Source organism: Thermococcus sp. CX2 (genome assembly GCF_012027555.1).
Classification (GTDB): domain Archaea; phylum Methanobacteriota_B; class Thermococci; order Thermococcales; family Thermococcaceae; genus Thermococcus.
The window spans coordinates 29,354-42,461 of the sequence record NZ_SNUQ01000007.1; the positions used below are offsets into that span (position 1 = coordinate 29,354).

Annotated in this window: 12 protein-coding genes and 2 tRNA genes; 8 read left to right on the forward strand and 6 right to left on the reverse strand. The window is 53.0% G+C overall.

Going from position 1 to position 13,108, the window contains the following annotated elements; all coding sequences use genetic code 11:
• The first annotated feature begins 68 nt into the window (after window positions 1–68).
• Window positions 69–1,430: an RsmB/NOP family class I SAM-dependent RNA methyltransferase gene (locus tag E3E23_RS09655; protein ID WP_167908334.1), complete on the forward strand. Its 1,362-nt coding sequence runs from the start codon at window positions 69–71 to the stop codon at window positions 1,428–1,430.
• Here the strand turns inward: E3E23_RS09655 and E3E23_RS09660 are convergent.
• Window positions 1,427–2,512, reverse strand: coding sequence for a hypothetical protein (locus tag E3E23_RS09660; RefSeq protein WP_167908336.1), 1,086 nt, complete (start codon window positions 2,510–2,512; stop codon window positions 1,427–1,429). The genes E3E23_RS09655 and E3E23_RS09660 overlap by 4 nt on opposite strands.
• Before the next feature lie 100 nt (window positions 2,513–2,612).
• Complete coding sequence (locus E3E23_RS09665) at window positions 2,613–3,227, reverse strand: TIGR00296 family protein (protein ID WP_167908338.1); 615 nt, start codon at window positions 3,225–3,227, stop codon at window positions 2,613–2,615.
• Between the two features lie 94 nt (window positions 3,228–3,321).
• Between E3E23_RS09665 and E3E23_RS09670 the strand changes: the two genes are divergently transcribed.
• From E3E23_RS09670 to E3E23_RS09685, 4 genes are read left to right on the forward strand one after another with little or no spacing between them, the layout of a single operon-like run.
• The gene (locus E3E23_RS09670) at window positions 3,322–3,624 is read left to right on the forward strand and encodes an MTH1187 family thiamine-binding protein (RefSeq protein ID WP_167908357.1); all 303 of its coding nucleotides are present in this window, start codon (window positions 3,322–3,324) and stop codon (window positions 3,622–3,624) included.
• Window positions 3,617–4,750: a DUF373 family protein gene (locus E3E23_RS09675; RefSeq protein ID WP_371807541.1), complete on the forward strand. Its 1,134-nt coding sequence runs from the start codon at window positions 3,617–3,619 to the stop codon at window positions 4,748–4,750. Before E3E23_RS09670 ends, E3E23_RS09675 begins: the two co-directional genes overlap by 8 nt.
• On the forward strand, window positions 4,728–5,789 hold the full coding sequence (locus tag E3E23_RS09680) for a hypothetical protein (protein WP_167908340.1): 1,062 nt from the start codon (window positions 4,728–4,730) through the stop codon (window positions 5,787–5,789). Before E3E23_RS09675 ends, E3E23_RS09680 begins: the two co-directional genes overlap by 23 nt.
• A gap of 42 nt (window positions 5,790–5,831) precedes the next feature.
• On the forward strand, window positions 5,832–6,677 hold the full coding sequence (locus tag E3E23_RS09685; protein ID WP_167908361.1) for a deoxyribonuclease IV: 846 nt from the start codon (window positions 5,832–5,834) through the stop codon (window positions 6,675–6,677).
• Here E3E23_RS09685 and E3E23_RS09690 read toward each other — a convergent pair.
• Window positions 6,667–7,719 (reverse strand): P1 family peptidase, encoded by a 1,053-nt coding sequence (locus tag E3E23_RS09690; RefSeq protein WP_167908342.1) that lies wholly within the window; start codon window positions 7,717–7,719, stop codon window positions 6,667–6,669. The genes E3E23_RS09685 and E3E23_RS09690 overlap by 11 nt on opposite strands.
• An 85-nt stretch (window positions 7,720–7,804) precedes the next feature.
• On the opposite strand from E3E23_RS09690, the gene E3E23_RS09695 reads away from it, so the two are divergent.
• The 3 genes from E3E23_RS09695 to E3E23_RS09705 all read left to right on the forward strand — a co-directional run bounded on the left by E3E23_RS09695 (window position 7,805) and on the right by E3E23_RS09705 (window position 11,888).
• Entirely contained in the window at window positions 7,805–9,424 is a 1,620-nt protein-coding gene (locus E3E23_RS09695; protein WP_167908344.1) for an iron ABC transporter permease, read from the forward strand.
• Window positions 9,418–10,422 carry an ABC transporter ATP-binding protein gene (locus E3E23_RS09700; protein ID WP_167908346.1) on the forward strand — a complete coding sequence of 335 codons (1,005 nt, stop codon included), beginning with the start codon at window positions 9,418–9,420 and terminating at the stop codon, window positions 10,420–10,422. The genes E3E23_RS09695 and E3E23_RS09700 overlap by 7 nt, the downstream gene beginning before the upstream one ends.
• Window positions 10,423–10,553: 131 nt before the next feature.
• Window positions 10,554–11,888 (forward strand): NCS2 family permease, encoded by a 1,335-nt coding sequence (locus E3E23_RS09705; RefSeq protein WP_167908348.1) that lies wholly within the window; start codon window positions 10,554–10,556, stop codon window positions 11,886–11,888.
• A 37-nt stretch (window positions 11,889–11,925) separates the two neighbouring features.
• Here E3E23_RS09705 and E3E23_RS09710 read toward each other — a convergent pair whose 3' ends face one another.
• The 3 genes from E3E23_RS09710 to E3E23_RS09720 form a co-directional block, all read right to left on the reverse strand.
• Complete coding sequence (locus tag E3E23_RS09710) at window positions 11,926–12,363, reverse strand: metal-dependent transcriptional regulator (RefSeq protein ID WP_068665734.1); 438 nt, start codon at window positions 12,361–12,363, stop codon at window positions 11,926–11,928.
• Between the two features lie 386 nt (window positions 12,364–12,749).
• Window positions 12,750–12,827 (reverse strand) — tRNA-Lys (locus E3E23_RS09715).
• Between the two features lie 106 nt (window positions 12,828–12,933).
• Window positions 12,934–13,011 (reverse strand) — tRNA-Asp (locus E3E23_RS09720).
• Window positions 13,012–13,108 lie beyond the last annotated feature (97 nt).

Consider the following 13,108-nt stretch of genomic DNA (forward strand, 5'->3'; position numbering starts at 1 on the left):
TCCACTCCAAAGCTAATAAACTTCACCGAACCAGACAACTTTTTAAACTTCCCTGCGAAGGCCCGAGCATGGAGCTGTTTTACAGGGTGAGCTTTCAGGAAGTGGTGGCCGACGCCCTCATGCTCGTTGAGGAGCGCGAGCTGTCCTCAAAGCACGCCCTTGAGAGGGTCTTTAAGAAGGTCGCCGGTAAAGACCGCGAGAAGGCGCGCGGCTTAGCTCACGCATACGTCTTTGAAATCGAGAAGTGGAGGGCCAAAATTGACTTCATAATCAATTCCGTGCTCAAAGGTTCAAAGATCGAAGACCTCGACCCCTATCTGGCTAATCTCCTCCGCATAGGCACTTTTGAAATCCACTTCAGAAAGGTTCCCCCGGCAATAGCCACCGACTCTATAATCCGCGTCGTCAAGGAGCGCTTTGATTTTTCCCGCGCCAAGTTCGTTAACGCGCTGATGCACGAGATAGAGAAGTTCGACGTCGAGAGGGCCCTAAAGAGGCTCAAAGAGAGAGATAGAATCGAGTGGCTCTCCGTCCGCTTCTCGCACCCTAGGTGGTATGTGGAGTACGCAGTCGAGCTCTTCGGCTACGAGGAGGCCGTTCGCCTGCTCCTCAGCAACAACAAGGCGCAGCGTTATTACGTCAGAGCTAACACTCTCAAGACTGACGTTGATTCCCTGAGGGATTATCTCGAAGAGAACGGCGTGAGAACTGCCTTAACGCCCCTTCCCGACGTGCTCAAGATTCTTGAGTATAAAACGCCTGTCACAAGGCTCAACTGGTACAAAGAGGGTAAGTTCGTAATTCAGGATTTGGCGAGTGCCTACGTCGCCCACGTTTTAGCTCCCGAGCCGGGGGAGAGGGTTCTCGACCTGGCGGCGGCACCGGGGAGCAAGACCTTCCACGCAGCGGCGCTGATGGAGAACAAAGGGGAGATTGTAGCGGTTGACTACTCCTACGACAGGCTCATGCGCATGAAGGAGAAGATGAAATTGCTCGGAATCAAAAACGTTAAGCTCGTCCACGCGGACGGCCAGAGCTTTAGGGATAAGGAGAAGTTTGATAAAATAATCCTCGACGCCCCCTGTTCAAGCTCGGGAACCTACAGGCAGTTCCCGGAAGTCAAGTGGCGCTTCGACGAGAAGAAGATAAAGCGCATCATAAACGTCCAGAGGAACATGCTGAGGAACGCCTATGAGAACCTGAGAGACGGCGGCGAGATGACGTATTCGACGTGCTCTATAAGGGTTGACGAGGACGAGGAAAATGTTCTCTTCGCGATAAACCGGGTCGGGCTTGAGCTTATCGACTATCCCTTCAGCTGGGGCGATAGGGGCTTCCTTGAGATAGGGGAGAAAGTCTTCAGAGCGTGGACGCACAGGCACGACTGCAACAGCTTCTTCATTGCAAAATTAAGAAGAGAACAGGGCTAAGAGCCCTGGATGGACTTTATAGCCTCCTGGAGCATGTGGACGGCGTCTCTTTCCACTAGGTAGGCCTTTCTTACCAGATGCATCTTCGGGAACGTGGGTATCCATCCCCAAGCGCGGAGCTTGATGTCGTTGAGGTTGTCAGTGTGCCAAGCGTCCAGCATCATCTGGGTCGCGTTCTGGTGCATCTCCATAGCTAATGCGAGCGTTTCATTGTCAACGCCTAAGGCAGTTGCGTTGGCGTAGACCTCATCGAACTCGTCGTGGAAGTTGAGGAAGTACATCGTCCAGATCCGCATTATGGCCATCATCCTGGTGTATATGAAAGTGACGGGAACATCGAACTTTAAGTCGTCTATGAGCACTGCGGTGTCTACTATATCATCATCTGCATCGCCCACCTCAAGGACAAGGGTTATCTGCTCACCCTGATACTGGGAGACGTCCACACTGGCGGTGTAGATTGGACTCATGTCCTCTAAGACAACACCGTCCTCACCGTTGATGGGGGTGAGATAGGGATCAATGGCAGTGATGTAGGGTATAGTGCCGTTGGGAAGGGTGGCGGCGATTTTCTTTGTCCCATCGGGAAAGACAACGTAGGCGTAGAAGAAGTCGTTGTAATCTGGGTAATCGTCCGTGACCATCCTCCACTTGAACGAGAGGACCTTTGCACCATATGGGACTCTCAGGGTTATCGTCAGTTTTGCGACGTCATAGATATCCTGACCCGTAGCAGGCTGTCCCCCCGCTATGGAAACTCCCCCAACGCTCTCAACATCGTAGGTTTCATTCCCTGTTACCACGTACCTTGCATCTCCCGAGCTGAGTATCACATACGAGTCACCCTCAATCGGAAAGCCGAGGATCGGCTTTTTGGCTATGAGAATCTGCTCCTCCACCCCAGTAAACTGGGCACTGATGAGCGAACCGTGGAATTCAGAATTCAGGATAGCGATGGCCTCATCCGCAGCATCCCGGGTGATAACACTCCCATAAGTGGCCGCAACAGAGCCTAGAGAAATAAGGCTCCCAACAATCAAAAGGATTGTAAAAAATATGGTCATTTTTCTTGGTCTAGACATAAGCTCACCCATATTGATATTTGAAATACAATTATTTAAATATTGTCAACAGTCACGATGAAGAACTTAAAATAGAGACCTAAACATAGAGAAATCCAACTTACAGTGGCTTCCTCCTCACGGGCCCCCTCGGGTACTCCTCCTCGAATATCTCTGCTGTGAAGCGGTAGACTTTGGTGTCCTCGTCGAGCCAGCAGTCGGGGGGCAATCCAGCCTTCCAGCAGGTCTGAGCTAAAAACTCCTCCTCATCCCAGCCCCACTCTACAGGCACCTGCGGAAGGAGAAGGCCTGAATGTATCCCCTTCTCGATTATCAGGCCGTCCTGGCCCACCTTTATCTCCCTCGGCCTCTCCTCTGGCGGGCCTTCTATGGGCTCGGGCGGAGTTAGGACGCTGACCTCCACTGTAAGCTCATCAAGTTCTTCCGGCCCGACTGGCGGAAAGCGTGGGTCATCGACGGCAGCGTAGATGGCCGCTTTTATCGTCGCCTCCACTAGGGGATAAATCGGCAATGGAAAGCCTATGCATCCCCTCAGCGCCGCCTGCAGCGGGACGTTGTGGCGGTTGAGGGTAACAAAGACTCCCATTTTCTCCCAGAGCTCTTCTGGAGTGTCTTCAGGAGGCTTTATAGTCTTCCCGTGCCTCACGTACTCCTCAATGGCCCTCCTCGCGAGCCTGACCAGAAACTCTCCCCACTCATCCTTTATTTTGTACATCATCCCACCCCTGTAGAACGTAGGCATTAGAGGTTATTTAGCTTTCCCGCAAAGTTTAAAAAATTGCCGAATTAAACTTAGCCAGGTGTCGAAGATGGTCATCGTGGAATTCGTGATAGTACCCCTTGGTGAGAAGAGCCTGAGCAGATACGTGGCCGCGGTGGTAAAGCTTTTAGATAAGAAAGGTGTTAAGTATCAACTGACACCGATGGCAACTATCATCGAAGTTCCGACCGTGAAGGAGGCTTTCGATATAATCGGAGAAGCCCACGAGCTCATGTTCAAGCTCGGGGCAGATAGGGTTTCAACAATGGTGAGAATCGATGACAGAAGGGATAAGCATGTTCACATGGAGGATAAGGTGAAATCAGTCCTCGAGAAGGCAAGGGGTGGTTGATATTAGGGCTCTGATTTTGGCGATAGATAGGGATGACGATTTTGGACAGAAGGCCGGTGTAGAGGGCCCGGTCATCGGGAGAGACGCCTGCATAGATGCGGCCTTAAAGCTCAGCCTGGCCGATCCAGAGGACAGTGACGCCAACGTTGTCTACGCCGCTGTCAAGCTCTATGACGAGCTCAATGGGGGTGACGAGTTCGAGGAAGTTGAGGTCGCGCTTATAACCGGCCACCCCAAAGTCGGCGTTAAGAGCGACCTGGAGCTGAGCAGACAGCTGGACGAGGTTCTCGAAAGGTTCCAGGCCGATGGAGTCATAACGGTAACTGATGGTGCCGAAGACGAGCAGATCTTCCCTATTATAACCTCAAAGGTACCCATAATAAGCTCCCACAGGGTCGTCATCAAGCAGAGCGAGGGAATCGAGACGACCTACTACATCATATACAGATATTTGAGGGAGATACTTAGCGACCCCGAGGTGGCCAAGGTAGTCCTCGGGATACCCGGAATGATACTTCTCCTGTACGGCATCTCCAGACTCATCTCGGTTTGGTATCCCGAGAGCATCAAGATAGTCTCCGCAACGGTCACCGGGACGATCCTCCTTTTCATTGGAGGATACTTCTTCACAAAGGGCTTTAGGCTCAACGTCAGGGAAACTCTAGCGAGGCAGTTTATATTCGTGATCTCGGTAATCGCGGGCCTGCTTATTATAAGCGGCGGGGCCATAAACGCTTATCTAAGCCTGGAGGAGTACTCAAAGGAGCTGATAGGGGGCTGGCCAGGCACATCGCTACTGGCAACTCTCATTTACCTAAACGCCCTCAACTCCTCGCTTATCCTCGGAGTCTCAGTCATGATAATGGGCCGCGTTATCCAGGCTTACTTGAGGAGGGACTACCACATCTGGTACTACATCTCAACACTACTCATAATGCCGGCCTTGTGGGTCACCATTGACCTGACGACGAGGTACGCGATGGCGATACTGACGATATCCGACATAGAGGTCTTCACGAAGCTCATATTGGCCGTCATTGACGTTGGGATTGCCGTTCTCGTTGGAATCTACCTTAGGGGAAAAGTAAGGGGATGGGAGAGAGTTGAAGCTGGAGCAGGCACTTAGGGAATATGAAAAACGTAGAAAGAAGGCAGAGAGAGAAGTCGAGAAAGTCGAAAAAAAGTACAATACGCGCTTGGAAAAGAAGGTCAGGGAGATTCTAAAGAGAATAGATGCCCTCGAAAGAAAAGAGGTGCCCAAGGACGTCGATGACAGGATTAAGAAAATCGTCACGGCGGAGAAAAAGAACTATGTTATCTCCCTCAGGCGTGCCCTCGAGAGCCTTGAGACAATGGACGACCTCGGAAAGAGGCTTCCGGATCTGGCGAAGCTCCACGTGGGGCACGGAAAGTACCTCCTTCTGATATTCGAGAAGGACGTTTACGCCATCAACCGCCTCCTCAAGGAGCTGAACGAGGACTACGTGAGGTATTACGAAGAGGTGTCAAAAAAGAGCCTCGGGGAGCTGAACATAGAGGAGCTTATCGAGAACGAGAGGGAGACGAGAAGGAAGATAGAGCTCGCCGAGAGAGAACGGGACGAGCTCAGAGAAAAAGTTGAAGAGAAAAAGAAGGAGCTTGAAGAATTCCACAGGGAGCATGGTCTTGATGAGCTCGAGAAACACATCAAAGAACTCTCATCGAAAGTCAGAAGTGAGGAGCTGGAGGTAAGATCAAAGGCTTCCAAGCTCCAGAAGCCGATAAAGAGGATGAGGCTCCACGAGGAGATAGCTTCCAATTTCGTGGGGGACAGCTCCTACGCCCTGAAAAAGCCAGACGAGTTCATCTCACTTCTCCAGAGGATTTACCCGCGATTGGAGGGTAAACACAAGAAAACCGCTCAGTGGCTGATTGAGAACCTCAAGGGGAGGGCTGAGGCAATAGCAGAGGAAAGACGTCTCCTCAGAGAGCTGGAGGAAAAGAAGGACGAAATACTCGATCAGGCCAGCTCGAAGGAAAAGGAAATCTGGGAGCTCGAGAGGTTAATTGAGGAAAAGGAGTCGGAGATAAGAAAGCTAAAGCGTCAGCTAGAGCACCTCGAGAAGGAGCTGGAGAAGAGCATTAAGCGGCTCGAGGAGATACTAGGCGAAAAAATCGAACGGTAGGCTTATAAGTTAGGTTCCCCTAATTCTCTTTGGGTGGTGAGAATGTTCAGGGTGAACAAGTTGCGCTTCGGAACAGCCGGAATACCGCTCTCCACTCCAAAGCGCTCAACGATAGACGGCATAATCCATGTGAGAAACCTTGGTTTAGACGCTATGGAGCTCGAATTCGTCCGCGGGATCAATCTCAAGCCCGAGCTGGCGAAGAAGATAAAGTACGTCGCCAAGAAGCACGACGTCCTTCTGACGGCCCACGCGCCTTACTACATCAACCTCAACGCGAGCGAGAAGGCCAAGATCGAGGCAAGCAAAAGGAGGATAATCCAGAGTGCAGAGAGGCTCTACGATGCTGGCGGCTGGAGCGTTGTTTTTCACGCTGGCTACTACCTCAAGCAACACCCCGAAAGGGTCTACGAGCGCATTAAAAACGAGCTGAAAGACGTAGAGCGCGAGCTGATGGACAAAGGAGTTAGAGTCTGGCTCAGGCCAGAGCTTACAGGAAAGCCCACCCAGTTCGGAGATTTGAAGGAGATAGTCAAGTTGAGCGAGGAGCTCGAGACGGTTCTCCCGACGATAGACTTCGCCCACGCCCACGCGAGGAACGCAGGAAAGTGCAACTCAATAGATGAGTGGCACGAGATGCTGAGCTTCATCGAGGACCGCTTAGGCAGGGAAGCCCTCGACAACATGCACATCCACATGAGCGGTATAACCTACACGGAGAGGGGCGAGAGGCACCACCTCCCGCTCCAGAAGAGCGACATGAAGTGGGAGGATTTGCTCAGAGTTCTAAAGGAGTTCCGCGTCAAGGGCGTCGTGATAAGCGAGAGTCCGAATATCGAAGAGGATGCAATCCTTATGAAGAAAAAGTACGAGGAAATCAAGATTTAGCCCTTTCAAGCCTTCCGTATCTCTCCATTATCTCAAGGACCTCTTCCTTTGGCAGTGCGTACCTCACGTGGCCGTTTCTCCCCGCCGTCGTTTTCGCCTGAAGGAGGGAGTTGATTATCGCTTCCTCGGTTGCCTCCGCCGCCCCAACGAAGAGCCGGCTCAAAGCGTCGTCCGGAAGGAAGCCTATCGCATGAGTCTCCTTTCCGCGCGGAACCGTCTGTGCCGTCGAGAATGCCAGAACGATATCACCACTGCCGTTGTATGCGTAGCCGCCGGTTCTGGCGAGACCGACCACTGCCCTCCTGGCGAGTCTTCCAAGCTGCCTCGACGTTAGCGGAGCATCTGTCGCGATAACCATCGATATGCTCCCGCCGAGCGAGAGGCCCCTTCCAGGGTAATCTCTCAGCTCAAGCCCAACGGGAACGCCAGCGATGGTTAAGTCCTCTCTCTTGCCGAAATTGCTGAGAACCAGGGCAGCAACGGTGTATTCCTCGTTCCCTATCTCAACGACCCTCGATGACGAGCCTATTCCGCCCTTGAACTCGAAGGCGCTCATTCCAGTGCCCGCTCCGACGGAACCTTCCTCGAAGTCTAGGGATGCCCTCTTTACCGCCTCGAAGACATGCTCCTTCCTCACGGCGCGCCTCTTGATGTCGTTTAGGTAGCCATCGTTGCACTCCATAACGACTGGATTAACCGAGATGGCCTTGGGATTCTCCTCGGCCCAGAGGTCTATGAGAGCATCAGCCACAGTGTAAACGCTCAGCGTATTGGTCAGGGCTATCGGTGTCTCGATGTAGCCCAGCTCGTCCACCTGGATGAAGCCTATGGGCTTCGAGTAGCCGTTCATGACGAAGGTCGCCGCGAAGAGCTTCTCCTCGTAGGGGTTCTTCACAGGCGGCAGGAGCACGGTAACGCCCGTCCTGATGTCCTCCCCCTCGATTATTGTGACGTGACCGACCCTAACGCCCAAATCGGCAATGGAGTTCCTCTTCCCGTGAGCGTAGGAGCCAATCTTTATCCCCAGCTCGGGAGCCTTCATGGTACCACCCCGTAAAGATTCTCGTGAGGAGTTTAACAACTTTGTCCAATCAAAGCTTATAAACGGCCAAAACCGAGTTGTGAGCATGAGGCTCTCGAAGCTCGCAGTGCTGATTCCTATAGCCTTCCTCGTGTTCTTCTTCTACGTTCCCCTAATCAGCATAATAAAGACGGGCCTGTGGGACAACGGCCCGACGCTCAAATATATAGCCTCCGTTCTTTCGAACGCATACCACAGACGGGTCATACTCTTCACGATAGCTCAGGCCGTTGCCTCCACGCTCCTCACCCTCATCCTCGGCCTCCCTGGGGCGTACATCTTCGCCAAATATGACTTCCCCGGAAAGGGCCTGCTGAAGGCCGTCTTAACGGTTCCCTTCGTCATGCCGAGCGTCATGGTGGCCCTGGGTTACATCCTCCTCTTCGGAAAGAGCGGCTTCATAACCCAACTCATAGGCAGGGACTTGGGAATCCTTTACTCGTGGAAGGCCATACTTCTCGCCCACGCCTTCTACAACTTCCCCATAGTTATCAGGATGGTCTCATCACTGTGGCAGCGCGTTAATCCCCACTACGAAGAGATGGCCATGGCCCTCGGGGCCAAAGGCTGGAGGCTCTTCTGGAGGGTCACCCTTCCGCTGATTTCCCCCGCTATCTTTGCCTCTGCCATGCTCACATTCGTTTTCTGCTTCCTGAGCTTCTCCATACCCCTCATCCTCGGTGGCTACCAGTACGCCACCATAGAGGTGGACATCTTCACGTCAATAATGGTGCTCCTCGACTTCAAGACCGGGTCGGCACTGGCCATAATCCAGATAGCCCTCAGCATGCTCTTCATGTACTTCTACCTGAAAAGCCTCGACGCCTACGCGAAGCGCGAGGAGCAAAGGATTCTCCAGAAGCCGAGAAAGTTCACGAAAAAGGACATCCTCAGCGTTAAGGGCCTTCTCATCGGGCTCTACTCCATCCTCGTCCTGCTCCTGATCATCGCCCCCCTAATAGCTGTTATCTACGACTCGCTCCAGTTCAATGGCGAGTGGAGCCTGGAGTGGTACAGGAGAATATTCTCGGCGGAGTTCAACCCGATGTTCGGTGCAACGACTCTCGATGCCATAAGGAACTCCCTCCTCTTCGGCTTTTCCACGGTGGCGCTGTCGGTTGTCATCGCCCTTCCTATCGCATACGCCCTCCACCGCTGGAACTTCCGCGGGAAGAGACTCTTCGACGTCCTCGTGATGCTTCCGCTGGCGAGCTCTGCAATAACCCTCGGACTGGGATACATCAGGGTCTTCCACAATACTGAGCTGTACTACACAGCATACCTCATCATAGCGGCGCACACCGTCATAGCTTACCCCTTTGTTCTCCGCGCCGTTTCGACGTCCCTCAAGAAGATAAGGCCCAACCTCTGGGAGGCCGCGATGAGCCTCGGGGCCAAGGAGTGGAAGGCTTTCCTGAAGGTGGAGCTGCCCCTCGCCCTTGGCGGGATAATCGTTGGCTCGATATTTGCATTCGCAATAAGCATAGCCGAGCTTGGAGCGACCTACATGCTGGCGGCACCGGAATACACCACTATGACGGTGGCAATATACCGCTTCCTTGGAGCGAGGCAGTTCGGCTCGGCTTCCGCCCTGTCGGTTCTCCTGATGGCCATCTCGACAGCGAGCTTCATAGTGATAGAGAGGGTAGGTGAGGAAATATGGTGAGAGTTGAACTGAAGAATATCATCAAAGCTTGGGAAAACTTCAGGCTGGAGATTGGTTACCTCGAGGCAAAGGATGGGGAGTTTCTCACGCTCCTGGGGCCGAGCGGCTGTGGAAAGACGACCACGTTGAGGATGATAGCGGGCTTCGAAAAGCCGGATAAGGGAGAGATACTCTTCGATGGGAATGTCGTGAACGAGCTGCCGCCTTACGAGAGGAACATAGGCATAGTCTTCCAGGATTACGCGCTGTTTCCCCACCTGACGGTCTTCGATAACATCGCTTTTGGCTTGGAGATGAAGAGACTTCCAAGGAATGAAATCGAGAGGAAGGTTAGGTGGGCCCTTGAGCTTGTAGGCTTGGAAGGACTCGAAAACCGCTATCCGGAGCAGCTAAGCGGCGGTCAGCAGCAGCGCGTGGCTTTGGCAAGGGCGCTGGTCATAGAGCCAGAGGTTCTCCTCCTCGATGAACCACTCAGCAACCTCGACGCAAAGATAAGGGAACGCCTGAGGGGGGAGATCAAGAGAATCCAGCGTGAGCTTGGGATAACGACCATCTACGTCACCCACGACCAGGAGGAGGCAATGGCGATAAGCGACCGGATAGCCGTCATGAACGTCGGCCACGTGGAGCAGGTTGGAAAGCCGCTGGAGCTTTACTACAGGCCCAAGACCGAGTTCGTGGCGCGCTTTCTGGGGCTGAGCAACATCCTTGAGCTGAAGGCCAAGGACGGGAAGGCCTGCATCGATGGCTTCTGCTTCGATGTTGGAAGAGATGGAAAGGTCCGGGTCTTTTTCAGGCCGGAGAGCGTTTACGTGAAGCCCGGGGAGATGGCGGAGGTAGTGGACTACGAACTCCTTCCAGGGAGGATAAGGCTCAGGCTTAAAATCGGAGACGAGCTTATCTTGGCCGAGCGCTTCCTTGACGAGCTTCCATTCTCGGTGGAAGACCTGCCAGAAAGGGTCGATTTGGAGGTTCGCTCGTTTTCTATTCTCGAATGAACCCTCTTTTTGGTATCCTTCTAGAGTCCCCCAGAGTAAAAAGCTGCACTTCTTATTTACAAATTTTTGTCAAAAAAAGCTTTAAAAAACTAAATTATTAGCAAAAATCAGCTAATCAAGGGGGTGCGCTCATGGGATGGTTCGAGAGGTACTTTGAGTTTGATAAGTACGGCACAGACATGAGGACTGAGATATTGGCGGGCGTTACGACCTTCATGACCATGGCCTACATCCTCTTCGTTAATCCAGCGATCCTCAGCGATGCCATGGGTAAGGAGGCCTTCGACTCCCTCGTCGCCGTCACGGCTTTAGCTGCTGGCTTTGCGACGATTCTCATGGGCCTCTACGCCAAGAAGCCTTTCGCCTTGGCCCCAGGAATGGGCCTCAACGCTTACTTCGCCTACAGCGTTGTTTTGGGCATGGGCTACGACTGGAAGGTGGCTTTAGCTGCCGTCTTCGTCGAGGGCATAATCTTCATCATCCTGAGCGTCACGAAAGTTAGGAGCGCGATCATCCACGCCATCCCACTCAGCCAGAAGTACGCCGTTGGTGCTGGAATAGGCCTCTTCCTTACGCTCATAGGCCTCAACGACGTCGGACTTCTCACAGCTTTCGTCCAGGATGGGGTGCTCAAATTCACAGGCCTGAACGCCACCGCACTGGCGAGCAAGCAGATCCTGCTGTTCTTCTTCGGCCTATTCCTCACCGCGGTTCTTATTGCTCGCCGCATCAAGGGCGCTCTGCTCATCTCCATCATAACCACCAGCATCCTCGGCTGGATTACTGGAGCCGCGCCGTGGCCGGACCAGATTTTCTCAACCCCGGACATAAGCTACACCTTCATGAAGATGGACCTCCAGGGACTGCTCAACGTTGGTGCCCTCGGCGTGATCTTTGCCTTCTTCATGGTGGACTTCTTTGATACCCTCGGAACGGTGACTGGCCTGAGCGCCAAAGCTGGCTTCATAACCAGAGACGGAAAGATACCCGATGCAGAAAAGATACTTCTCACCGATGCCGTCGGCACAACTGTTGGTGCGGTCCTCGGAACCTCAACTGTTACAACCTACATCGAGAGTGCAGCGGGAATAGAAGAAGGCGGCAGAACTGGAATGACTGCCCTGGTTACGGGCTTCCTGTTCTTAGCCATAGGCCTCTTCATTGCCCCGCTGGCCCAGGCCATTCCAGCCTTCGCCACCGCTCCAGCGCTGGTCATAGTGGGTTACTACATGCTCAGCGCCATAAAGGAGGTTGACTTCAGCGACCCAACAGAGGCAATCCCAGCGTTCCTCGTGCTCATAACTATACCCTACACCTACTCAATAGCGGACGGCATAGGAATGGGCTTCATAAGCTACACACTGCTCAAGGTCTTCAGCGGCCGCTGGAAGGAGATCCACCCGCTTATGTACGTCCTCGCCCTGGTGTTCATAGCCTACTTCGCATACCTCGGTGGGGTCATCTAATCCCCACACAATATTTTTTGAAAAGTACGCAGAAGAATCACTCAAGAGCCTCATTCTCTGCCAGCTTTTCTTTAATGAACTGCTTGAGCACGTACGGGCACTGCTCCTGTATGAACTGGGCGAACTCCCTTATCCTCTGCACGGTTATCTCGCTCACATAGTGCTCGAACTGGCAGGCGTCGTGCTCCGCTATCTCAGGGGGTATGCCGAGGATGTCTATGAAGAACTTGGTCAGGAGGAGATGCTTTGAATAGGTCTGTTCGGCAACTTCTTTGCCCTTCTCGGTCAGAAGAATCCTGTCGTACTTCTCATATTCGACCAGACCCTTCTCGCTGAGCTTTTTGAGGGCATCGACGACGCTTGGGGGCTTGACCCTCATCATTTTAGCGATGTCCTTGACGCGTATAACACCCTTGTTCTTGTGGAGGATGTACATGGTCTCGAGGTATTCCTCTTCCCTCTTGCTTATCTCCAACGTCCTCACCGCGTTAGGTTGCCCAAAAATGTTTAAGTAGTTTTCGCTCCTCACAAACTTCGCAAAGGCAAAGTTTGGCCAAAATTAGTCAACTGTTATAAAGTTGGTCTTTAACGTCGCATTCCTAGTTAAGCTACAGGTTTATTTTGGGGTCCTCATTGAAAGGACTATTGAAAGAGTTCCTCCAAAACTGACGCCCTACGGGCGTCATCTTAACTCCGAACCAGCAGGGGATGAACAGTCAAACAAGGAACCCACAAAAACATAACCAACAATTAATGAACGCTCTCTCAAAACTCAGTCATATAAAGCATTCAAAAACTTTCTGCTATCCGTCAAGGGCGCCTGAACGAAGTGAAAGCGGCGCTTTTGTCAGAAAGGGCTGATGGCGGGCCGGACGGGATTCGAACCCGCGGCCACGGGGTTAAAAGCCCCGCGCTCTAACCAGGCTGAGCTACCGGCCCATCCCGATGGGATAACAGGGGGACATCTTAAAAACTTTACCCCGGCGAGCTTAGGTTTCAAACCCAGTACCGACTGCCACAGAATTTGATGCTTAGAAACTTGGGATGGCGCCCGGGTCGGGATTTGAACCCGAGTCACGGGAGTGACAGTCCCGTATGATGGGCCTGGCTACACCACCCGGGCATGTGAATAGTGGCCGGCGGCGTCCCCGGTTTCCCGCCCCCTCTCGGAGGGCAGTACACCCGGGATCGCTGGCGGGCTTAACTTCCGGGGTCGAAAC